Below are 21,805 nucleotides of genomic sequence, written 5' to 3'. Positions count from 1 at the left end.
ACATTCAGCCAACGGCCAACCATGTGGAATTAACGCAAGACTTTGTCAAATCATGGATAGGAGACAGACTTCCATCACCCCTTGCCTCGTGAAACGTGACGCCCGTCGATTTCAGGCGCGATATCGCCTTTCGAGATCGACATCGAAGGAGAAAAACCATGTTGAAACTCGTCCTTGTCGCCTCCGCCGTCCTGTCACTGTCCGCACCGGTTGTCCTTGCCGACAGCCCCTGGTACCGGATCGTTCCGGTGCCGAACGCGCCAGGCTGCAAGGTCCTTGCCGACCCGAGCGGCCGACCGATCCAGCAGCGATACGAAAGCGGTGGCGCCCGTATCTATGCCATAGGGGGCAAGGCCTGCCCTGAACGGTTCCCCGGCGACAATTACGCCACGATCTCGACGGCTCGCTCGATCACGACAGACGGGAACTTTGCGCGGATCATTACCAAGACGCGCAAGCTCGTCGTGACCCGCGGCGGCACCGGGAGCAACTATACCTTTGCAATCAACAAGCTCGACGTTCCGAGATAAACACAATACGACGGGGGCAGGGCTGCCCTCGACCAACCGGACCAGGTCCAGCCACGAACGTAAATGTGGTATCGTTCCCACATGTTCAGCGATACGCCCTCCGTTTATTTGGGGTATTGCTCATGCTTCGATTGCCTCTTCTCTTCCAGGAAGCCGACACCCAACTTCGCCAAAAAAAACGGGCGGTAGGCTGCGACAACGGGCCCGTTCGAATGTCCGCTTGCTGCGCGCCCGGGCGCGCCTGCGCCGGCGTTACATTCGAGGCTTCCGTCCTGTACTTCATTGGCCGCGCAGCCAAGCGTGTGCTAATATGAACGGAGAGGGCAGAGTGATACCGGTGTAGAGGATATCTCTCCGGTACATATCGTTGTTTCCAATCCGTTTGTGGAGTTGGTTGGGCTTCAGCTCCAACCCATGCGTATGATGCCCTCGTTCGACTCGCGTTTCCCTCAATGCTGATGTGACCGTTTCAATCTGATGGTAGTGACAAGGAGGGTACCATGCGAATGAAATTGGCTTTCTTGACGCAGGTCGCTGCAGCGGCCCTGACATGTTCAGCCTGGGCCGCAAGCGCCCAGGAAATCACAGGGACACCGGGTGCACCGGACGCGACGACGACCCTTGACGAGCGATACCTTCCCAATCCGCCGACGCCGTTTGGTGGTGAAATCGGGCTGAGCGCCAAGGACTCAAAACCCTATTGGCCGCCGCAGGTCGTCCCTCCCAAGGGCGCCCCCAATATCCTTTTGATCATGACCGACGATGTCGGTTACGGGGTCGCCGGTACGTTCGGCGGTGTTGTCCCGACTCCGGCGCTCGATCGGGAAGGCCCCCGACACGCTGCCACCCAGTAAGCATACCATCGAGTTCGATTTCACATCGGACACCCACAATATGGGCAGCGGCGGTACGGGCATCCTCAAAGTGGATGGCAAGGAGGTCGCCAACCAGAAAATTCCGCACACTGTCCCAGCTCTTATGCCATGGGACGAGACCTTCGATGTCGGTGTTGATACTCGCACAGGTGTCGACGACAAGGACTACCAGGTGCCGTTCGCCTTCACCGGAACGATCGACAAGCTGACGGTCCAGTTGAACTGAGACCGTGCTGCGGCCTCTGCACAGTCCTGGGGCCCGGCAACAAGGCCGTTCCCGGGACGTTCAACACCTGGAGGTTGATACCGTGGAGAACAGCCAGGACGACTGGACCTTTCAGGCACCAGGAGCCGACATTCACGTCACCCCACGAAGGGCAGTTCTTCAAGTGTGGCCGGGGATCAGGACCGGGCGCAGCTTTTGTGCGCCGAGCCAATCCCGCTCTGTAAAGGCTGGCACGTCGGCTGAGATGATGCCGAAATGCATACAGAGTCCAAAGCAACGCGATCAAGTAAATACACTTGGTTGCGTCATTGCATTTATAATATCTCAAGTATTATTGCTGTAATTAGCCCCGCTATTTCAATAGATTTTAGATTTACCCAATAAGGCGTATCGGGGGTGAATTGTTGCGCGCGTTAATCCCATGCTAACTATACGGCAGGGTTGAGGACGTGCACTATGACTATTCCGGTCGAATACAACTGGAGCCCGAATCATTCCGTCAGAAGCGACCGGAAATGGCTCGGTTTCAACGCCATTGCGATTTCCTGCATCGCCGCTTCGTGCGACTTTGTCGCCCTGATCGGGGCAAGTGCTGCCGGCCATCTGCTTTATCAGCAGATCGGCACGGGCACCGCTGCGGATATGTCGCCCTATGTCGGGGTTGGGCTTTTCGTCGCGACGGTTTTCGTTCTGGCGATGTTTGGCGTCCATGGCTATCGTCCCCGCGAAATCCTGTCGTTCCGCCGTCAGCTGCTGATGATCCTGACCCTCCTGCCGGCAGCGATCCTCTTGTTCATCGCCGTTGCGCTGTTCCTGAAGGTCGGGACGACCATGTCCAGGGGCTCCCTGATCACGACGGCTGGTCTTTCTGTCGCCGGTCTCGTGGCACTGCGATTGTGCTGGCGCCAGGTCGGCGATGCCTTTTCTCGTGCGCAGTTTCCCTCCCGCACGGTACTTCTGATCTGCCCAGGCTCGATGCAGGTCGAACCGGTCATCCAGAGGGCAACTCAGAGCGGGCTTTCCGTCAATCACATCATGAAGATTGCCGAGAATGACCTTTCGCTTGGATGGATGGGGGAAGTCTACCAGGAACACGGCATCGACGACGTCGATGAGGTCCTGGTCGCCTGGAGCGACTATGGCAATCTTCGTGCCCTGGAAAAGTGCCTTTCCGACCTTCGCCAGTTCTGCGTGCCGGTCAGCGTCATGTTCGGTGGCGTGGTTGGCGAGGTTGTCGAGGGCTTCGCGCAGACGGTCGGCGAGCGGCGCGCCTTCCAGATTCATCGGCCGCCACTCGATTTTTACCAGCGCGCCCTGAAACGCGCCTTCGACATCCTGTTTTCGATCGCCGCCCTCTTCGTGATGTTTCCGATCTGCCTGATGGTCGCAATCGCGGTCAAGCTCGACAGCCCGGGCCCGATTTTCTTTGCCCAGTCACGCAAGGGCTACAACGGCCGCGCTTTCCGCATCCTCAAGTTCCGCAGCATGACGGTCTTGGAAGATGGTGGCAACGTCCGCCAGGCGACGCGCAACGATCCCCGGGTCACCCGGGTGGGCGGCTTCATACGGTCGACGAGCCTCGATGAACTGCCGCAATTCTGGAACGTCCTTCGTGGCGACATGTCCGTCGTCGGACCGCGCCCGCATGCAATGGCACATGACGATCTCTACGGCACGCTGATTGCCCAATATGCAACGCGGCGGAACGTCAAGCCGGGCCTTACCGGCTGGGCCCAGATCAGCGGATGCCGCGGCGAAACGCCGACATTGGACCGGATGGCCGACCGGGTTCAACACGATCTCTGGTATATCAACAACTGGTCATTCTGGCTTGATGTGAAAATAGTATTGCTGACCATGCGCACGATGTTAGATCGGAGCAATGTTTACTAGAGGGCAATCGCTGTTTAGTGTTGCGTTGCAACAGGGGTGTCTCGACAATGATATTGGTGACTGGCGGAGCCGGTTTTATCGGCTCGAACTTCATTCTGGACTGGTTGGCAAACAGCAAAGAGCCTGTCGTCAATCTCGATGCGCTCACCTACGCTGGCAATATCCGCAACCTCGACGCGCTCGCCGATGACGAAAGGCACATTTTCGTGCATGGCAGCATCGCGGATACGGCACTGGTTGCGAGCCTTCTCGAGCGCCACAAGCCACGCGCCATCATCAACTTCGCGGCCGAGAGCCATGTCGACCGATCCATCCATGGTCCGGAAGATTTCGTCCAGACGAACATCGTCGGGACATTCCGGCTGCTCGAAGCGGCCCGCGCCTACTTTGCAAAGCTGCCCGATCGCCAGGGCTTCCGCTTCCTGCAGATATCGACCGATGAAGTATTCGGCACGCTCGGCCCGGACGATCCGGCATTCGACGAACAGACGCAGTACCAGCCGAACAGCCCGTACTCTGCCAGCAAGGCGGCAGGCGACCATCTGGTGCGCGCCTACCACCATACCTACGGCTTGCCGGTTCTGACGACGAACTGCTCCAACAACTACGGTCCCTATCATTTCCCAGAGAAGCTCATCCCGCTTGTCATTCACAATGCCTTGCAGGGCCGCCCGTTGCCGCTCTACGGCGATGGCCAGCAGATCCGCGACTGGCTCTATGTGAACGATCACTGCAGCGCCGTGCGCCGTGTCCTCGAAGCGGGCCGTCCCGGAGAGACCTACAATATCGGCGGCTGGAACGAGCACACCAATCTCGACCTCGTCAACCTCCTTTGCGAAGTCCTCGACGAAATGGCGCCAAAGGCCGACGGAACCTCGTACAACACCCAGATCACCTTTGTCACCGATCGTCCCGGCCATGACAGGCGCTATGCCATCAATGCCGGCAGGATGGAAACGGATCTCGGCTGGCGCCCCGTGGAGACGCTGGAGAGCGGCATCAGGAAGACGGTGCGCTGGTATCTCGACAATGCCGAGTGGGTGACGGGCGTCACCTCGGGAAGCTATCGAAACTGGATCGCCAAGCAGTACGCATGAACATCCTTCTCCTCGGAAAGAACGGCCAGGTCGGCCAGGAACTCCAGCGCACGCTGCTGCCGTTCGGCGCGGTGACCGCGCTTGGTCGTGACGGGCTCGACATCGAAGCAACAGACCGGCTCGCCGAAACGGTCAGCGCGCACGCACCCGATATCATCGTCAATGCGGCGGCGTGGACGAAGGTCGACCTGGCGGAGGCCGAATCCGAGAGGGCCTTTCGTGTCAATGCCGAGGCTGTCGCGGTCCTTGCGGAGATCGCTCTCGAACGCAAGGCAACGCTTGTCCACTACTCCACGGACTACGTCTTCGATGGCAGCAAGCCATCGGCCTACCGTGAAGGCGATGTGACAAATCCGTTGAATGCCTATGGCCGATCGAAGCTTGCGGGCGAGGAAGCGATCCTGTCCAGCGGATGCGATGCGATCGTGCTCAGGACGAGCTGGGTCTTTTCCGCACACGGCGCCAATTTCATAAAGACCATCCTTCGCCTCGCCAGAGAACGGAAAAGCCTGCGGGTGGTGGCGGATCAATTCGGCGCCCCGACCTCGGCGGAACTGATCGCCGACGTCACGGCGCTCGCGCTCGCCGCCCATCGCCGCCGCGAGCTTCCAGGTGGCGTTTACCACCTGACGGCGCGCGGCAGGACGAGCTGGCACGAGCTTGCCCGCTACGTCGTCGGGCGCGCCAGTGAGCTGGGTTTTGACCTGCAGGCGGGGGCAGCTGACATCGAGCCTATTTCAACCGCGGACTATCCGCTGCCGGCAGCCCGACCATCCAATTCAGAGCTCGACAGCGATGGCCTGGCCAACTGCCTGGGACTGGAGCTTCCGGACTGGACGATCCACGTGGACAGGATGCTTCATCAACTGAGAAGACGGGAGCTTCAGTCGTGAACCGAAAGGGCATCATCCTCGCCGGCGGCTCCGGCACGAGACTTCATCCGGCGACGCTCGCCATCAGCAAGCAGCTGCTGCCGGTGTTCGACAAACCGATGATCTACTACCCGCTGAGCACGCTGATGCTCGCCGGCATTCGCGATATCCTGGTGATCTCGACGCCTCAGGACATTCCCCGCTTCGAGCAGCTGCTCGGAAGTGGCAGCCAATGGGGTGTGAACTTCTCCTATGCCGTCCAGCCGTCCCCTGACGGTCTTGCCCAGGCCTTCATCATCGGGGAGGAATTCCTCGCCGGCTCACCGTCGGCACTGGTGCTTGGTGACAACATCTTTTACGGGCACGACCTGCCCCTTTTGCTGCAAAGCGGCATGTCGCGCGAAACCGGATCGACCGTCTTCGCCTACCATGTTCTCGATCCGGAACGCTATGGCGTCGTCGATTTCGACGGCACGAACAGGGCGCTCTCGATCGAGGAAAAGCCGGCGCAGCCGAAATCGAACTATGCCGTGACCGGCCTTTATTTCTATGATGCCCGGGCGGTCGAGTTCGCCAAGGCACTCAAGCCTTCGCCGCGCGGCGAACTTGAGATCACCGACCTCAATCTCCGCTATCTCGAGGACAGCAATCTGACCGTCGAGATCATGGGCCGCGGCTATGCATGGCTCGACACCGGAACACACGACTCGCTGCTTGACGCCAGCCAGTTCATTTCCACGCTCGAGCATCGGCAGGGCCTGAAGGTGTCCTGTCCGGAGGAGATCGCCTTTCGAAACGGCTGGATCGATGTCGCAGCGCTCGAGCACCTGGCGACACCTCTCGCAAAGAGCGGATACGGGAAATATCTCCTCAGGCTCGTTTCGGAGGCTGCGACGCGATGAAGGCGACACGACTTGCAATCCCCGAGGTGCTGCTGATCGAACCGACGGTCTTCGGTGACGACCGCGGCTTCTTCTTCGAGAGCTTCAACCAGGCGAAATTCAATGCGCTTGTGGGCTCCGATGTCAGCTTCGTGCAGGACAATCATTCGAAATCCGCAAAGGGCGTCCTCAGGGGACTGCACTACCAGGTCAGGCAGCCGCAGGGAAAGCTGGTGCGGGTCGTCGAAGGCGAGGTGTTCGATGTCGCCGTCGACCTGCGCAGGACCTCGCCAACCTTCGGCAGGTGGGTAGGGGAAATTCTCTCTGCCGGGAACAAGCGCCAGGTCTTTATCCCGACCGGCTTTGCCCATGGCTTTCTGGTTCTCTCCGAGACGGCCCAATTCCTCTACAAGACCACGGATTTCTACGCGCCGGAAAGCGAGCGGGCCATTGTCTGGAACGACCCCTCGCTCGCCATCCGCTGGCCGATCGATACGGCGCCACTCCTGTCGGGCAAGGATGCGGCCGCGGCCGCCTTCAAGGACGCCGAGGTGTTCGACGACGCCCTGGTCGGCTGATCTCTGATGAGCTCTTCCCCGGACCGCCGGATCGGCGTTGCTGTGGACCCCAGGAACCTGATGGCAAAGGACGAAAAGCGCGTTGAGTGAACTTGGCGGCGGATCCGACCTGACATTTTACGCCCGGGTGATCGCCTGGGCGCTGTTTGCCTTCATCCTGTTCGTGACGGTCTCCCCGATCAGGATGCGGCCGCGGACGATCACCCGCGTCAACCTCGACAGGGCGCTTGCCTTTGCCTCCATGGCATTTTTCTTCGTGCTCGGCTATCCACGCTCCACGGCATGCGTGGTCCTTGCCTGCGTGGTCGGTTCCGCCCTTTCGGAACTGCTGCAGCTGTTGTCGCCGTCGCGCCATGCGCGATTTGGCGATGCGATGGCAAAATCGATCGGAGCGGCAGCCGGTGCCGGCGTTGCCATCGCCGCGCTCGCCACATCAAGCCTCGTCGCAAGCTGAACGGCGGACCATGCATTCGTCGATGCCGGCTTTTCGGAAACGTTTTAGTGTGGCAGATAGGAACGGGTTGATCGGGGAGAGAGATTGCCGCAGATGAAGGGAATTCGCCAGCTCGCTAAGCATCTCGATATTTCGATCGGAACAGTTTCGCGTGCGCTGAATGGTCGGCCTGACGTCAACGAGGAGACGCGCAAGCGCGTGCTGGCGGCCGCCGAGGAAATCGGCTATGTCGCCAACCAGTCCGGCAGAAGCCTTCGCCAGGGGACGACCAATGTCATTGGCCTGATGATCGAATCCAGCAAGGAGACGGTCGAAAACAGCGACAACTTCTTCCTCGGCGTTACCGGCGGGCTGCAAAGCGTGCTCTCCCGCCACAAGCTCGACCTGCTGATGCTGCCCTGCCCGAATGACGAGGACCCGCACGAATATCTGAAACGGATGGTTGCGCGGCGGATCGTCGATGCGATGATCATCTCCGCCACCCAGCGCGTCGACAAACGCATCGATCTCCTGATCAAGACGAAGATCCCCTTCGTGGCGCTCGGACGCAGCGCGTCCGGCGGCAACCACACATGGATCGACCTCGATTTTGAAGGCGTTGCTGCCTGCGCCGTCGACCGGCTGGTGTCCAAGGGTCATCGCCGCATCGCCATAGCCGCGCCGTCGAACGACATCAATCTCGGTTATATTTTTGTCGATGCCTATCGCAAGTCGCTTGAACGACACGGCATTGCCTTTGATCCCTCGCTGGTCATCCGGGTCAAATCGAGCGAGCAGGGGGGCTATCAGGCGGGCCACGAAATTCTGCGGCTCGACAGCAAGCCGACCGCCATCATCCTGATCTATGAGCTCATGGCGATCGGTCTCTATCGCCGCCTCAACGAGGCAGGCATCGTACCCGGACGCGATCTTGCCGTGATCGGCTTTCGCGAGGAACCGCGCGGAAAATTCCTGCAGCCGTCGCTCACCTGCTTTCGCATGTCGCTGCGTGACCTCGGCGTCGAACTCGCCGAAACCCTGCTTGCCACCATGCCTGCCTATGCCGAACATTATCCGAAGGGTGCCCGCAACACGATCTGGCCGCTCGAGCTCGCGCCAGGCGAGAGCGATGCTTTTTCGCTGAAGGCTTAAGTCGCGCCGCGTGCGGGGACGCTTCGCTGGCGACGGATTCGTCGGATGACGCGAGGCAGAAAGGCTCGTCATCAGGCCGAACTTTTTTCCTGCTGCCTGCGGCGCAGACTGCCTAAAGCCCCGCCATTCCACACGTTTTCGGCCGCATTTGCGAGGGCATGACCCGGTATTGACACCAGGAAACGTTTCCGCTTAGTATCGTAAACGTTTACGGGATGCGTTTCGGGAGGAAAGCCGGAAACCACCCATCGGAGGAAATCGTGATTTTGAAAGCCGTTCTATGCGGGTGCGGAGCCATGTCCAAAGGCTGGCTGCGCGCCATCAAGGAAACGCCGACGCTGGCGGCCGCCATCGAGGTCAGCGGCCTCGTCGACGTCAACCCGGCAGCAGCCGAAGCGCTGGCATCCGAATTCGGTCTTGAGGGCGCCGTCATCGGCACGGACTTGTCCGAAGTCATTGCACAGTCGAGCGCAGACATCGTGTTCGATGTCGTCGTGCCTGCGGCTCGCTTCACCGTTGTCTCGACCGCGCTGAAGGCCGGATGCCACGTGCTAAGCGAGAAGCCCATGGCGACCTCGCTTGCAGAAGGGGCGGCACTGATCGATCTTGCCGCCGAAACCGGCAGGATCCACGCCATCATCCAGAACCGCCGCTTCATATCGGGCGTGCGCCGCATGCACCGCTTCGTCAAGAGCGGAGCGATCGGCGACCTGACCGCCATTCATTGCGACTTCTTTCTCGGCCCGCATTTCGGGGGGTTCCGCGAGGAGATGGACAACGTCCTTCTGCTCGACATGGCGATCCATACCTTCGACGCGGCCCGCTTTGTCGCCGACAAGAAGCCGCTCGCTGTCTATTGCGTCGAGAAGAATCCGAAGGGGTCATGGTACAGGCATGGTGCAAGCGCCAATGCGACCTTCGAATTTTCCGATGATGTCATCTTTACCTATCGCGGCTCTTGGTGCGCCGAAGGCGAGCGCACGAGCTGGGAAAGCGAATGGCGCCTCGTTGGCTCGCGCGGCATGCTCACCTGGGATGGCGCCGATAAGTTCCGCGCCACCGTCGCCGGCACGGAGCCCGGCCTGCTACACGGGTCTGCGCCCGTAAACGTTCCCGACCCCGAGCACGAGGAAGAGACGCACGGTCATGCCAGCGTCATCTGCGACTTCGTCGAGGCGATCAGATCGGGCAAGCGGCCGGAAACCGCGAGCTCCGACAACATCAGGAGCCTGGCCATGGTCTTTGCCGCAATCGAGAGCGCCAGAACCGGCAAGCGCATCGAAATTTCAGCATAAGGAAAGATATTGTGAGCAACCCCGCCAAGTCCATTCGTATCGGCACCATGGTCAGCGCCTCCAACGGCGGCGCCGACAAGCGCATCGGCCAGATCGCCAATTTGGGCTTCGAAAGCTTCGAGCCCTTCTTCTGGCAGACGACGAACCGGCAGGACCTTGCCGAGCTCGGAAAGCGCTGCGTCGACGCCATCGGCGACCGCGACATCACCATCTCGACGCTCGGCATGTTCGGCAATCCGCTTGAAACCACCGAGATCGATCTCGAGACGCTGCAGGGATGGAAAGACTGCATCGACAATGCCCACCATTTCGGGGCGACCTGCGTTGCCGGCTTTACCGGCCGTGTCCGCAACAAGCCGCTGACCGACAGCCTGCCGCGCTACAAGGAAATCTGGAGCGATCTTGCCAAGCGGGCCGCCGACAAGGGCATCAAGATCGCCTTCGAAAACTGCGCCATGGACGGCAACTGGGCGACCGGCGACTGGAACATCGCGCACAATCCCGACGCCTGGGAACTGATCTTCAACGAAACCCCGGACGACCATATCGGCATCGAATGGGAACCCTGCCACCAGATGGTCTACCTGATCGAGCCGCTGCCGCAGATCCGCAAATGGGCCAAGAAGATCTTCCACGTGCATGGCAAGGATGCGACGATCCGCTGGGACGTCATCAAGGAGCATGGCATCTTCGGCAAGGAGAAGTTCGTCTTCATGCGCACGCCGGGCTTTGGCGACAGCAACTGGACGGACATCATTTCCGAACTGCGCCTTGCAGGCTGGTCCGGTTCGATCGATATCGAAGGCTGGCATGACCCGGTCTATCGCGATCAACTCGAAATGACCGGCCAGGTTCACGCGCTCAACCACCTCAAGCATGCCCGGGGCGGCGCTTTCGTCGTCGATCCGGTTTGATCAAGTCGTGGCCGGCGAGGAGGATTCGCCGGCTTCTCAAGGGATAACCACAAAGGAGGAGAACTATGGGTATCCACAAGTTTGCAATGATTGGCGCCTTGGCGCTGGCAGGCGTCTCTCTCTTCGGCCTCTCCGCGAAGGCCGAAGACGTCACGCTGACGCTGTGGTCGCTGGACAAGGACATCCAGCCGGCTCCCAATCTCGTCAAGGAATTCAACGCCCAGAACAACGGCATCAAGATCGAGTATCGCCTCATCCAGTTCGATGACGTCGTCACCGAAGCGATGCGCGCCTATGCCACCGGCCAGGCTCCCGACATCATTGCCGTCGACAATCCGGAACATGCGATGTTTGCCTCGCGTGGCGCCTTCCTCGACATCACCGACATGGTGAAGTCGTCCTCGGTCATCAAGCCGGACAATTATTTTCCGGGTCCGCTGAAGTCCGTCGAATGGGACGGCAAGTATTTTGGCGTTCCGAAGGCAACGAACACGATCGCGCTCTATTACAACAAGGACATGTTCAAGGCGAAGGGCCTCGACCCGAACAAGCCGCCGCAGACCTGGGACGAGCTTGTCGAGGATGCGCGCAAGCTCACCGATCCCGCCAAGAACGTCTATGGTCTCGCCTTCTCCGCCAAGGCGAACGAGGAGGGCACCTTCCAGTTCCTTCCCTGGGCGCAGATGGGCGGCGGCAGCTACGAGAACATCAATGCCGAGGGCGCGGTCAAGGCGCTGGAGACCTGGAAAACGATCATGGACGAGAAGCTCGCCTCTCCTGACACGTTGACGCGCGGCCAGTGGGACTCGACCGGCACCTTCAATTCGGGAAATGCCGCCATGGCGATCTCCGGCCCCTGGGAGCTTGATCGCATGACGAAGGAAGCAAAGTTCGACTGGGGCGTTGCCCTGCTTCCGGTTCCGAAGGAGGGCGCGGAGCGCTCCTCGGCGATGGGCGACTTCAACTGGGCAATCTTTGCCAGCACGAAGCATCCAGCCGAGGCCTTCAAGGCACTCGAGTTCTTCGCCTCCCAGGATGACAAGATGTTCAAGAACTACGGCCAGCTCCCGGCCCGTTCCGACATCACCATCCCCGAGACCGGCGAAAAGCTCAAGGATCACGCGCTGAAGGTCTTCATCGAACAGCTGAAATACGCCAAGCCGCGCGGTCCGCACCCGCAATGGCCGAAGATCTCCAAGGCAATTCAGGACGCCATCCAGGCTGCCCTGACCGGTCAGATGTCGCCGAAGGACGCACTCGACCAGGCCGCCGACAAGATCAAGGCTGTGCTCGGCTAACCCTTTCCGGACAACCGGATGGCCTTCGGGCCATCCCACCATTTCCTCCCGGCAGGGGCTGTCTTAAAGCGAAAGCGCAAGGCAGCCCCGTTCGGAGTATTGGAGGATCGATGAAACGGATTCTTTCAAGCGTCAGGGACGGCCGTGGCTTCGACATCATGCTCGTCGCCTTTCCGCTGGCGTTCCTGTTCCTGATGGCGGGACTGCCACTCATCTACAACGTGGTGATGAGCTTCCAGGAGGTCGACATGTTCAGCCTCGGAACCTTCTCGCGCCCATTCGTCGGCTTCAAGAACTACACGGACCTCTTTGCCCAGCCGGAAACCTGGCCGATCCTCGGCAACACGGTGATATTCGTGGTCGGCTCGATCGCCGGGCAGTTCCTCATCGGCTTTGGCCTTGCCCTGTTCTTCTGGGTCAGGTTCCCCGGCGCCTCCTGGCTCAGAGGCCTGTTTCTTGTCTCCTGGGTCATGCCTGGCCTCGTTGTCGGCGCGATCTGGAACTGGATCCTCTCGGGCGACTTCGGTGTCCTCAACTTCATCCTGAAGGAGAGCGGCATCATCGGCAGCAACATCTTCTGGCGCTCCGATCCGCACTTCTCGCTCTATGCCGTCATCATCGCCAATGTCTGGCTCGGAACTGCCTTCAACATGATCCTGCTGTCGGTCGGCCTTTCGGGTATTCCCGGCGATCTCTACGAGGCAGCCGAGCTCGATGGCGCCAATGCCTGGCAGCGCTTCTGGACGATCACGCTGCCGATGATGCGCTCGACGATCGGCGCCATCATCGCGCTTGGCCTGATCTTCACATTGCAGCAGTTCGACCTCTTTGCCGCGATTACCTCGGGTGGCCCGAACAACTCCTCCAACGTCACGCAGTACTGGGCCTGGGATTTGTCCTTCCGCCAGTATGATTTCGCCAAGGGTGCGACCATTTCCGTCATCATGATTGTCTTCGTCATGTTCGCTTCGGTCGTCTACGTCCGCTCGACACGTCATGAGGTGCGCGGATGAGCGAGACGACACGCAACCGCCTGATGCTCGTGATCGCCATCGTCATGGCCGCGATCTATCTGTTCCCGCTCTACTGGATGTACATCACCGCACTCAAGGGCGGGTCCGAGATGTTCGCCACGCCGCCGAGCTTCTGGCCAGGCGATCCGCAATGGGGCACCTTCGGCTATGTCTGGGAAAGCCGCGGCATGGGCCGCTACCTCTGGAACTCGCTGGTCATCGCCGTCGGCGCTGTCACGCTGATCACCGTGCTCGGCGTCGGCTGCGCCTACGTGCTGGCACGCTACCGCAATGTCTGGGTCGACATCGGGCTCTTCCTGATCCTGATGCTGCAGGTTCTGCCCGCGTCGCTGATGGTAACGCCGATCTTCGTCGGCTTCTCGCAGCTCGGCATGCTGGATTATCCACGCCTTGCCGTTATCATCGCGATTGCCGCAAAGAGCATGCCCTTCTTCGTCGTCCTGGTCAGGGCCACGTTCATGGCCGTGCCGATGGAGCTCGAGGAGGCCGCCCTAGTCGATGGAAACAGCCGCATCGGCGCTTTCTTCAGCATCGTGCTGCCGCTCGCCCGCAATGGCATCCTGGTCAGCGCCATCCTGATCTTCATGCAGGCCTTCGGCGAGTTCGTCTATTCGAAGTCGATGATCCAGGCAGCCGAGCTTCAGCCGGCAAGCGTTGGCCTCAACTCCTTCATGGGACCGAACACCAACGAGTGGAACAACATCATGGCCTACGCCACGATGTATGTGACACCGATCCTCGCCATTTTCGTCCTCTTGCAGCGCCGCATCGTATCCGGCCTCACCTCTGGAGCCCTCAAATGACCAATCAGATCGAGCTCAGCGGCGTCAACAAGCATTATGGCGCATTCCATGCCCTGAAGAACATCAACCTGTCGATTGCCAAGGGCACCTTCGTCGCGCTTGTCGGTCCGTCGGGCTGTGGAAAGTCAACACTTCTGCGGTCTCTCGCAGGACTGGAAAGCATCTCGGAAGGCGAGCTCAAAATCGCCGGCGAACGCATGAACAACGTGCCGCCACGCAAGCGTGACGTCGCCATGGTGTTCCAGTCCTACGCGCTCTACCCGCACATGACCGTGGAAGAGAACCTCACCTACAGCCTGCGCATCCGCGGCGTCGCGAAGGCTGAAGCCAGGAAGGCGGCAGCCGAGGTTGCTGCGACCACCGGCCTGTCGCATCTCCTGAAGCGCTATCCGCGCGAATTGTCAGGCGGCCAGCGCCAGCGTGTCGCGATGAGCCGCGCGATCATCCGCCACCCGAAGGCCTTCCTGTTCGACGAGCCGCTGTCAAACCTCGATGCCGCCCTTCGCGTCCACATGCGCAAGGAAATCCGCGCGCTGCATGACCGGCTGCACGCGACCTCCGTCTACGTGACCCATGACCAGATCGAAGCCATGACCATGGCCGACCACGTCGTCGTGATGCGCGAAGGCGTGATCGAGCAGCAGGGCAAGCCACTCGATCTCTACGACAAGCCCGCCAACAAGTTCGTCGCAGGCTTCATCGGATCGCCCGCCATGAACTTCATTCCGGCCGTGGCCAGCGACGATGGCAACAGCCTGACGATCGATCTCGGCAACGTCAAGCACCGGATCGCGATCGATCACCAGGTGCAGCCTGGGCGCAAGGTCACGGCCGGCATCCGCCCTGAGCATATCGGCGTGACCGCCCCAGGGCAGGGGACCTTTGACGTCCCGGTGGCGGTGGTCGAGTCGACAGGTTCTTCCACCTTTATCACGGCATCGACGACCCCTGAACTGACGATCGTGGAGACGGGACGTGGCACCGCCCGGGCGGGAGAGGCGATCGGCGCGACCGTCGATCCCGCGAACCTGCATCTCTTCGACGAGACGAGCGGGGCACGCCTCTGATTTGTCAAGCGGCCGGACGATGATCCGGCCGCTCATCAATCCTAGCGGCCGCCTTCGATCTTGCGATGCCGTTGGTTCGTGCCGCCGGCTCCGTACGGGTAGTCGGCGACCAGAGGCTGGCTGATTTCGTTCAGCCTTGCCATCTCGCCCTCCGACAGGACGAGCTTTGCCGCGGCAAGGTTGTCCGCGAGCTGTTCGTTTGTTCGCGCTCCCAGAATGACCGAGGTCACCGCGGGTCGCGCAGCCGTCCAGGACAATGCGACCTGCGCCATGCTGACGCCACGGGTCTTTGCAATGTCAGCTACGGTATCGATGATGGCCCAGGTCCGCTCCTGCGCATTCCGCTTCGTGTAGGATTCCATCCCCCTTGCGGGGTTTTCGCCAAGGCGGGTGGCGCCGGTCGGCGTCACGTCGCGGCGATACTTGCCCGTCAGCCAGCCGCCCCCAAGCGGTGACCAGGGCAACAGGCCCATGCCTGCGTCCTGGCAGGCCGCGACGATCTCGAGCTCGATGTCGCGCACCAGCAGATTGTACTGGGGTTGCAGCGTCACCGGCAGGCTGTAGCTGCGCGCCTTGGCAATCTCCGCCGCCTTGGCGATCTGCCAGCCGACATAATTGGAAAATCCGTAATAGCCGATCTTGCCTGCTGAAACGGCATCGTCGAGGAAGCGCAATGTCTCCTCGATCGGCGTCAGCCCATCCCATGCATGCATCTGGTAGAGGTCGATATGCTCAAGGCCAAGGCGCGCGAGCGAGGCATCGAGAGCCTGGTTGAGGTGGCGGCGAGACAGCCCGATGTCATTCGGGCCCGGTCCCATCGGAAACCGACCCTTTGTAGCGATGACAGCCTGCCTGGCTTCCGTCGGTCGCTGCTTCAGCCAGCGGCCGATGATTTCCTCCGACGCGCCGGCGCTGTAGACGTCGGCCGTGTCGACGAAGTTACCGCCCCAGGCGAAGTAATCGTCGAGCAGCCTGTGCGATGCCGCTTCGTCCGCCTCCGCACCGAACGTCATGGTGCCGAGGCAATAGGCGGTCACGACCGCACCGCTGTTGCCAAGCCTGCGATAGTCCATGGAGATCTCCTCTTCTTCAAATGGAACGTTTTGCCTGAGCGGCTGAAATCATCCGTACGACGCCATCGGTTTTGACGTCGGCCTTGCCGGAGAAAGTGTGTCTACGACGTCTCACGTCAACCGAGACGATACAAGCGACAACTTCGTGACATCGAAGGCCGGCCGCAGGTTGCAATGGGAATAGACCGCTCATGAGCAATGATGGGCGGATCTGTCGCGGGCTCATTGATAGGTGTCTGGGAAAAAGGGGACATGTCGCAGCGCTGCCCCGTCCGGTGGCCTCGTGCGTCGACCTCGGACGGGGTGCTGCGATCGTCATGAGCGGTGGGATGATTCGACTAAGCCGGCGTCGCGACACTCGGATCGTCCGCAAGAACGCGCGCCTCGAGGATCGAAACGCCATAGGCTGCCATCAGCCACAGGCACAAGGCGACGCAACGTGGCACGGGTTGCTCGCCGGCGGCCAACCGCCGGCGGGTTTGTTCGTCGACCCCGAGCAGTTCGTGAATGTCGCTTGCCGACAGTCTTGCGACCTCCACGGCCGCTCTAAATTCAGACGGTGTCATGTTACCCCCTGGCGCGATTTTCTCGCGTATAAGTCTCCTCCAATCAGGGGCAAGCCTTTATCGGGCATCCGCTTCCAAGATCGGAGCATTGTTCCAATTCCAAGCGGGCGGCAGCGCCTGGCTCAAGAACATCCGCTCGACCTGACGGCCGAACATCGGGGCTAGAAGCCCATGCTCGGCCGGTGTCGGAAGCCTGTGTTCAGAGCCTCGTGACGATGACCTCCAGATAATCGCTTGGCACGACCACGGTGCCGTCATCGGCGCGATTGAACCGCTCCATGAGCGCCAGCAGGTCGTTGGTCAGCATATCCCGCGCAACCGAATCAAGGGCGGCGAATGTTTTCAGCACGGGACCATAATAGGTCCGGAAGACCTCAAGCCAGTGGTCCGGTGACTTGTAGCGGAACACGAACTGCCGCGGCGTCGCCGCGATAGACGCGACCGCACCCGGGAACAGTTCCTCAAGCCGCGCCCGTGAACCCCAAAGCGCCGGTGAGCGGGAACCTGCCGGAGGCGGCACATGCTTACCGATCGTCTTGAACATCTGCCCGATGAAACCGTCAGGGGTCCAGTTCGCAAGACCGACCGAACCACCGCGCTTGCAGACCCGAAGAAGCTCGGACGCGGCGCGCTCCTGGTCGGGCGTGAACATCACGCCGAAAATCGAAAGCACGTTGTCGAAAGACTGGTCGGCAAACGGCAGATGTTCCGCATCCGCCACCTGGAAGGCGATCGGCAGCCGGTCGGCCTTGGCGCGCTCCTGGCCGCGTTCGAGCAGAGCTGGAACGTAATCGGTCGCGGTGACCTCGCACCAGCGTCGGGCGGCGGCAAGCGCGCCGTTGCCGTTTCCGGCCGCAACATCGAGCACCGTTGCACCCGCGCGCAGATCGAGCGCTTCACAGAGGCTTTCGCCGACGATTTGCAAGGTTGTCCCAACGATTGCGTAGTCGCCCGAAGACCAGGCGCTTTGCTGCCGGGCTTTGAGCGCGCCGAAATCAACGGCTGGCTGAGTATCACGCGCGACGGCCGCAGATGTGGACATTGTTTTCTCCTTCGGTCAGATTGGTCGGCCTCATGGTGCGTCTATAGCAACCGTGGTTGGGCACGTGTCGTGCCGCAGTCTCTGGTTTAGACAGGGATAGTGGGGGTCGGCGTGGCAGCTGGCGTGGGAACGAGCGTGGAATCGGGTGGCGGAGAGGCCAAACAGCACGGGCGCTCGCTTGAGATCCGACTGCTTGGGCCGATGGCAATCCGGCGCGACGGCGTCGACCTGAAACTCCCCGGATCCCGCAAGGTGCGATCGCTTCTTGCCTATCTTGCGCTCTCGCCCCGACCCCGCGGCAGGTCACAGCTTTGCGATCTGCTGTGGGACATTCCTGACGATCCGCGTGGCGAGTTGCGATGGTGCCTGAGCAAGATCCGGTCGCTCATCGGGGAACAACGCGTTATCACCGACGGCGGCGCTGTTGGCCTGGACCTGTCGGACTGCTCTGTCGATGCTATCGAGGTGGAAACGGCCTATCAGCACGGCTTCAAGACGCATTCTGAAGACCAGTTGCGATCCCTGGCGGCGCTGTTTGCCGGCGACTTTCACGATGGGTCGAGCCTCGAACGGAGCCCGGCGTTCGAAACATGGCTGGTGTCGCAGCGCCGTCGACTGCGCGACATTCATGCCGCCCTTCTTGAGCATATGGTGCAGCGTTTGCCGTCGGAGGAGGCCCAGGCCTACCTCGATCGCTGGATCCAGCTTTCGCCCTTCGATATTCGCCCGCACGAACTGCTCTTGATGTCCCTCGCCAGGGCGGGCCGTTTTCGAGAGGGCGAGGAGCATCTTGACGCGACCACGAAACTTTTTCGTGCCGAAGGTATCAACGAGCGACCCCTGCATGACGCCTGGCTGACGGTGAGAACACAGACCGACGACAGCTTCCGGCCGCGACAGGCCAGTGCTAATGCCGTGCCCTCATCGTCTCCCCGCGACACAGAAACCTTGCCCAAAGAGCCGCGGCGGCCGTCGATTGCGATCATGCCGTTCAATGAGATCTCGGCCGTGGCCGCCCCTGGCGGTCCTTGCGATGCTTTGGCATACGACATCATCACCCGGCTTGCGAAGCTTCGCTCCTTTCACGTCATCGCCCAAGGCACGATGTTCGCACTGAGGGAGCGCCACCACACAGTCGGCGAGACGGCGCAGCTGCTGGGCGTCGACTATGTCGTCGACGGATCGTTCCAGCGCATCGCTGACCGTATCATCGTTCGCGTCGAGTTGACCGAAGCAAGGTCGTCTCGCATCGCCTGGACTGATGTCTTCGAGCGCCGGGTTGCCGATACCTTCCTCCTCCTTGACGAAATCGGCAGCAGAATCGTCGTCTCGATCGAGCGCGAAGTCGAGGCGATCGAGAGCAATCGTGCCCTCCTGAAGGCGCCGAACTCTCTTGATGCGTGGGAGGCTCACCACCTGGGGCTCTGGCACATGTATCGCTTCACCAAAAGCGACAACGAGCAAGCGCAGCTTTTTTTCGAAAGAGCAATAGGACTGGACCCGACATTTGCCCGCGCCCATGCCGGGCTGTCCTTTACCCATTTCCAGAGTGCCTTTCAGCATTGGGCAGATCGCGACGCCGAGGCCGAGCTTGCCTATCGGGCGGCGAGCCAGAGCATGATGGCAGACGAGCGGGACCCGACGGCCCACCTTGCCATGGGTCGAGCGCTGTGGTTACGGGCGCTGCACGATCAGTCGGTCGGTGAGCTGCAACAGGCAGTCGAACTGAGCCCAAGCTTCGCCATCGCCCACTACTCTCTCGCCTTCGTTCAATCCCAGTCCGGTGATCCGCGTGCAGCGGTTGTTGCAGCCGATCACTCCCGCGCGCTCAGTCCTTTCGACCCGCTGCTTTTCGGAATGCTCGCGAGCCGAGCCCTGGCCCTCGTGCGTCTCGGCAACATCGAGGACGCCGCAGATTGGGGTGTCAAGGCCGCAGCCCGTCCGAACGCCCATGCCCATATTCTGGCGATCGCGACGCTTTGCCTTTCCATTGCCGGACGCCTGGTTGAAGCAAAAGCGTATCTGGCAATGCTTCACGATCGATATCCGGCCTACCGCCTTGGTGACTTCATGTCGGCCTTCCATTTTCCTCGCGACGACCAGGTCTTGTTTCGGCAGGGTGCAAAGCGGGTCGGCCTGGATTGAAAGGCCGGGGCGCGCGAATGCATCGACCGCCTGGGCGATCCCCTGTGGGGCCAAAGGCGCCGGGACCGTAGCGAAGCGCCCTGTTCAGCACTCAAGAAAGGGTGAAGCTGCGGTTGGCGAGCGCGCCGCGTCAGAGGCTTGCGATCTTTCGCAGTTCCTCGGCTGTTGTTGTCGGGAAGCCGAAGAATTCGAGATACGCCGGGATCTGTTCGAAGAGCATATCGGTGCCGACCTGAAAGGCGCATCCCCTGGCGCGAGCTGCGGCGAGAAACGGGGTGATCTCCGTTTTCATGACAACTTCGCCGACGAAGGTGTCAGGGGAGAGACGTGATACGTCGACGGGCAGCGGATCATCCTGGCGCATGCCGAGCGGCGTTGCGTTGACGACGATGTCAAAACCGCTTGGGTCCGCAGAGCCGGCCGTGACCTGGGTGTCCGGATAATAGGTGTTCAGTCGTTCATGCAGCCCGCTCAGAGCGATCATGTTACCGTCATGAAGAGCGATGCGTCGAACACCCGCCGCAGCCAGCGAAGCGGCGATCGCAGAACCAACGCCGCCAGCCCCGGCGATCAGCACATCGGTTCCTGCTACTTTTCGCCCCTTGCGCAGCAGCCCCCGGACAAAGCCGTCGCCGTCAAACATGTCGCCGATCAGTTCGCCACTAGAGCCGAGGCGGATCGCATTGCATGAGCCCGCTACCTTGGCGTTCGTGGATATTGTGTCGAGGAGGCTCATCGTCGTGACCTTGTGCGGCATGGTCACGAGCGCCCCGTGGATGTTGGAGAGCCGGAACAGGACCTTGAGGAAGGACGGGTAGTCCTCGGGTTTGCAGCCCATTGGGACAACGATGGCATCGATCCCACTGGTTTCAAAGTAGGGATTGTAGATCAGCGGCGCCTTAAAGGACTCCGTCGGGTAGCCGAGATGTGCGATGAGCCGTGTGGTGCCGCTGATCATGATAGCGTCCCCTTGGTCACGGCGTTGTTGAGCAGGACAGTCTGACCCGAACGCGCAGACGATTTGATAGCCTCAATTACCCGAAGGGTCGCAAGCCCCTCCCGCGCACTGACAAGCGGGCTTTGCTTGCCTGATATGACATCGCAGAAATGGTTGAGCTGGACGGCGAGCGGATCGGCGGCATCAAATGCGACGTGCTCCTGGACCAGCTGTTCCAGCCAGTTCGGCGCTCCGACACTCGTCCAAAGCGTGAGCTGGGGGATGGAAAGCGACCCGGTGGTGCCACCAATCTGGTAGCAGGACTGATCCTGCCGGGGATAGGCGGGGTTTTCGCCGGCTGTCAGTTCCCAACTCCATGGCGAGGCGATGGCATCGGACGCATTAAACGTCGCAAGAACACCGCTCTCGAACCGGACCAGGATGACAGCGGTATCCTCGACAGCCAGTTGTCTCGTGGAATTCGACTGCATCGCATGGACGCTGTCGACCCCCCCAAAGAAGTAACGGAAGAGGTCAACATCGTGGACCAGGTTGATGAGGATTGGACCGCCGCCCGCCTCGCGCCGCCAATCTACATCAAAATAGTCGTCCGGCTTGGCAACCCAGAAGCTCCCGTGTGCCGTCAGGACCGTCCCCAACCGGCCGCTGTCAAGGATCTGTTTGACCGCCTTGATCATCGGATTGTGCCGACGGTGATGACCGATCAGGATTGGTACACCTGCAGCTTCGGCCGCTGCCGCGATGGTCTCCGCCGCAGCGGCATCGTGCGCGATCGGCTTTTCGACGAGCGTCGGCAGCCCCGCGTGAATGGCTTCAAGCGCATTCTCTGTATGGAGCTCGTTGGGCGTTGCAATGATGATGCCGTCAAGTGGCACATTCGCTTTGGCTTCCGCGAGGGTCGAAAACCAGGTAGCGCCCTTGCGAGAAGCGAAATCTCTTGCCGAGGTGGACGGATCAATGATCGCGCCAAGCATCGCCCGCGGCTCAGCCGATATCCTTTCGATATGGCGCTTGCCTATCAGGCCCGCGCCCATGACCGCGATCTTCAACGGGGTAGTTTGGCTAGTCATTCA

Annotated in this window: 21 protein-coding genes and 1 pseudogene; 17 read left to right on the top strand and 5 right to left on the bottom strand. The window is 60.8% G+C overall.

Translation table 11 applies throughout. The features are described from left to right. Positions 1-158 precede the first annotated feature (158 nt). From FHT76_RS31575 to FHT76_RS31500, 16 genes and pseudogenes are all read left to right on the top strand, one after another. On the top strand, positions 159-530 hold the full coding sequence (locus FHT76_RS31575; RefSeq protein WP_183757382.1) for a hypothetical protein: 372 nt from the start codon (positions 159-161) through the stop codon (positions 528-530). A gap of 506 nt (positions 531-1,036) precedes the next feature. Next, positions 1,037-1,354 (top strand): annotated as a pseudogene (locus FHT76_RS31570) (arylsulfatase); the annotation flags it as partial. 70 nt (positions 1,355-1,424) lie between these two features. Continuing rightward, on the top strand, positions 1,425-1,631 hold the full coding sequence (locus FHT76_RS31565) for a hypothetical protein (protein WP_259131520.1): 207 nt from the start codon (positions 1,425-1,427) through the stop codon (positions 1,629-1,631). 456 nt (positions 1,632-2,087) lie between these two features. Then, complete coding sequence (locus tag FHT76_RS31560; protein ID WP_259131519.1) at positions 2,088-3,524, top strand: undecaprenyl-phosphate glucose phosphotransferase; 1,437 nt, start codon at positions 2,088-2,090, stop codon at positions 3,522-3,524. 47 nt (positions 3,525-3,571) lie between these two features. Then, the gene (gene rfbB, locus FHT76_RS31555) at positions 3,572-4,621 is read left to right on the top strand and encodes a dTDP-glucose 4,6-dehydratase (protein WP_259131518.1); all 1,050 of its coding nucleotides are present in this window, start codon (positions 3,572-3,574) and stop codon (positions 4,619-4,621) included. Then, entirely contained in the window at positions 4,618-5,514 is an 897-nt protein-coding gene (rfbD, locus tag FHT76_RS31550; protein WP_183757379.1) for a dTDP-4-dehydrorhamnose reductase, read from the top strand. The genes rfbB and rfbD overlap by 4 nt, the downstream gene beginning before the upstream one ends. Then, on the top strand, positions 5,511-6,395 hold the full coding sequence (gene rfbA, locus FHT76_RS31545) for a glucose-1-phosphate thymidylyltransferase RfbA (protein ID WP_259131516.1): 885 nt from the start codon (positions 5,511-5,513) through the stop codon (positions 6,393-6,395). Before rfbD ends, rfbA begins: the two co-directional genes overlap by 4 nt. Beyond that, entirely contained in the window at positions 6,392-6,952 is a 561-nt protein-coding gene (gene rfbC / locus FHT76_RS31540) for a dTDP-4-dehydrorhamnose 3,5-epimerase (protein WP_183757377.1), read from the top strand. The genes rfbA and rfbC overlap by 4 nt, the downstream gene beginning before the upstream one ends. A gap of 82 nt (positions 6,953-7,034) precedes the next feature. Further along, a complete protein-coding gene (locus FHT76_RS31535) occupies positions 7,035-7,406 on the top strand; it encodes a VanZ family protein (protein WP_183757376.1) in 372 nt (123 codons plus the stop codon). 93 nt (positions 7,407-7,499) lie between these two features. After that, positions 7,500-8,537, top strand: coding sequence for a LacI family DNA-binding transcriptional regulator (locus FHT76_RS31530; protein ID WP_183757405.1), 1,038 nt, complete (start codon positions 7,500-7,502; stop codon positions 8,535-8,537). Positions 8,538-8,752: 215 nt separating this feature from the next. Further along, positions 8,753-9,832, top strand: coding sequence for a Gfo/Idh/MocA family protein (locus FHT76_RS31525; protein ID WP_210281014.1), 1,080 nt, complete (start codon positions 8,753-8,755; stop codon positions 9,830-9,832). An 11-nt stretch (positions 9,833-9,843) separates the two neighbouring features. After that, positions 9,844-10,746 (top strand): sugar phosphate isomerase/epimerase, encoded by a 903-nt coding sequence (locus FHT76_RS31520; protein WP_183757374.1) that lies wholly within the window; start codon positions 9,844-9,846, stop codon positions 10,744-10,746. A gap of 65 nt (positions 10,747-10,811) precedes the next feature. Further along, positions 10,812-12,044, top strand: coding sequence for a sugar ABC transporter substrate-binding protein (locus tag FHT76_RS31515; RefSeq protein ID WP_183757373.1), 1,233 nt, complete (start codon positions 10,812-10,814; stop codon positions 12,042-12,044). Between the two features lie 110 nt (positions 12,045-12,154). After that, a complete protein-coding gene (locus tag FHT76_RS31510) occupies positions 12,155-13,057 on the top strand; it encodes a carbohydrate ABC transporter permease (protein WP_183757372.1) in 903 nt (300 codons plus the stop codon). Further along, on the top strand, positions 13,054-13,881 hold the full coding sequence (locus FHT76_RS31505) for a carbohydrate ABC transporter permease (RefSeq protein WP_183757371.1): 828 nt from the start codon (positions 13,054-13,056) through the stop codon (positions 13,879-13,881). The genes FHT76_RS31510 and FHT76_RS31505 overlap by 4 nt, the downstream gene beginning before the upstream one ends. After that, complete coding sequence (locus tag FHT76_RS31500; RefSeq protein ID WP_183757370.1) at positions 13,878-14,948, top strand: ABC transporter ATP-binding protein; 1,071 nt, start codon at positions 13,878-13,880, stop codon at positions 14,946-14,948. Before FHT76_RS31505 ends, FHT76_RS31500 begins: the two co-directional genes overlap by 4 nt. 41 nt (positions 14,949-14,989) lie before the next feature. Here FHT76_RS31500 and FHT76_RS31495 read toward each other — a convergent pair whose 3' ends face one another. The 3 genes from FHT76_RS31495 to FHT76_RS31485 all read right to left on the bottom strand — a co-directional run bounded on the left by FHT76_RS31495 (position 14,990) and on the right by FHT76_RS31485 (position 17,629). Beyond that, positions 14,990-16,021, bottom strand: coding sequence for an aldo/keto reductase (locus FHT76_RS31495; RefSeq protein WP_183757369.1), 1,032 nt, complete (start codon positions 16,019-16,021; stop codon positions 14,990-14,992). Positions 16,022-16,359: 338 nt separating this feature from the next. Then, positions 16,360-16,587, bottom strand: a complete 228-nt coding sequence (locus FHT76_RS31490; protein ID WP_183757368.1) for a hypothetical protein — start codon at positions 16,585-16,587, stop codon at positions 16,360-16,362. Positions 16,588-16,786: 199 nt separating this feature from the next. Beyond that, the gene (locus FHT76_RS31485) at positions 16,787-17,629 is read right to left on the bottom strand and encodes a class I SAM-dependent methyltransferase (protein WP_183757367.1); all 843 of its coding nucleotides are present in this window, start codon (positions 17,627-17,629) and stop codon (positions 16,787-16,789) included. Between the two features lie 111 nt (positions 17,630-17,740). On the opposite strand from FHT76_RS31485, the gene FHT76_RS31480 reads away from it, so the two are divergent. Continuing rightward, the gene (locus FHT76_RS31480) at positions 17,741-19,774 is read left to right on the top strand and encodes a BTAD domain-containing putative transcriptional regulator (protein WP_183757366.1); all 2,034 of its coding nucleotides are present in this window, start codon (positions 17,741-17,743) and stop codon (positions 19,772-19,774) included. A 130-nt stretch (positions 19,775-19,904) separates the two neighbouring features. On the opposite strand, the gene FHT76_RS31475 is transcribed toward FHT76_RS31480, so the two are convergent. Together FHT76_RS31475 and FHT76_RS31470 are read right to left on the bottom strand one after the other, a co-directional pair. Then, on the bottom strand, positions 19,905-20,732 hold the full coding sequence (locus FHT76_RS31475) for a shikimate dehydrogenase (RefSeq protein WP_183757365.1): 828 nt from the start codon (positions 20,730-20,732) through the stop codon (positions 19,905-19,907). Next, positions 20,729-21,802, bottom strand: a complete 1,074-nt coding sequence (locus FHT76_RS31470; RefSeq protein ID WP_183757364.1) for a Gfo/Idh/MocA family protein — start codon at positions 21,800-21,802, stop codon at positions 20,729-20,731. Before FHT76_RS31470 ends, FHT76_RS31475 begins: the two co-directional genes overlap by 4 nt. Between the last annotated feature and the right edge of the window lie 3 nt (positions 21,803-21,805).

The sequence above is a fragment of the Rhizobium sp. BK176 genome, assembly GCF_024808055.1.
The sequence above is the reverse complement of the archived record's forward strand: the minus strand, read 5'-3'. Positions and strand labels throughout refer to the sequence as shown.

Bases quoted from the DNA above. Each gene is read 5' to 3' on its own strand.
- rfbC (WP_183757377.1), top strand. From the start codon at position 6,392: ATGAAGGCGACACGACTTGCAATCCCCGAGGTGCTGCTGATCGAACCG.
- FHT76_RS31470 (WP_183757364.1), bottom strand. From the start codon at position 21,802: ATGACTAGCCAAACTACCCCGTTGAAGATCGCGGTCATGGGCGCGGGC.
- FHT76_RS31510 (WP_183757372.1), top strand. From the start codon at position 12,155: ATGAAACGGATTCTTTCAAGCGTCAGGGACGGCCGTGGCTTCGACATC.
- FHT76_RS31490 (WP_183757368.1), bottom strand. From the start codon at position 16,587: ATGACACCGTCTGAATTTAGAGCGGCCGTGGAGGTCGCAAGACTGTCG.
- rfbB (WP_259131518.1), top strand. From the start codon at position 3,572: ATGATATTGGTGACTGGCGGAGCCGGTTTTATCGGCTCGAACTTCATT.
- FHT76_RS31560 (WP_259131519.1), top strand. From the start codon at position 2,088: ATGACTATTCCGGTCGAATACAACTGGAGCCCGAATCATTCCGTCAGA.
- FHT76_RS31515 (WP_183757373.1), top strand. From the start codon at position 10,812: ATGGGTATCCACAAGTTTGCAATGATTGGCGCCTTGGCGCTGGCAGGC.
- FHT76_RS31495 (WP_183757369.1), bottom strand. From the start codon at position 16,021: ATGGACTATCGCAGGCTTGGCAACAGCGGTGCGGTCGTGACCGCCTAT.
- FHT76_RS31530 (WP_183757405.1), top strand. From the start codon at position 7,500: ATGAAGGGAATTCGCCAGCTCGCTAAGCATCTCGATATTTCGATCGGA.
- rfbD (WP_183757379.1), top strand. From the start codon at position 4,618: ATGAACATCCTTCTCCTCGGAAAGAACGGCCAGGTCGGCCAGGAACTC.
- FHT76_RS31475 (WP_183757365.1), bottom strand. From the start codon at position 20,732: ATGATCAGCGGCACCACACGGCTCATCGCACATCTCGGCTACCCGACG.
- FHT76_RS31505 (WP_183757371.1), top strand. From the start codon at position 13,054: ATGAGCGAGACGACACGCAACCGCCTGATGCTCGTGATCGCCATCGTC.
- FHT76_RS31500 (WP_183757370.1), top strand. From the start codon at position 13,878: ATGACCAATCAGATCGAGCTCAGCGGCGTCAACAAGCATTATGGCGCA.
- FHT76_RS31565 (WP_259131520.1), top strand. From the start codon at position 1,425: ATGGGCAGCGGCGGTACGGGCATCCTCAAAGTGGATGGCAAGGAGGTC.
- FHT76_RS31525 (WP_210281014.1), top strand. From the start codon at position 8,753: ATGCGTTTCGGGAGGAAAGCCGGAAACCACCCATCGGAGGAAATCGTG.
- FHT76_RS31575 (WP_183757382.1), top strand. From the start codon at position 159: ATGTTGAAACTCGTCCTTGTCGCCTCCGCCGTCCTGTCACTGTCCGCA.
- FHT76_RS31485 (WP_183757367.1), bottom strand. From the start codon at position 17,629: ATGTCCACATCTGCGGCCGTCGCGCGTGATACTCAGCCAGCCGTTGAT.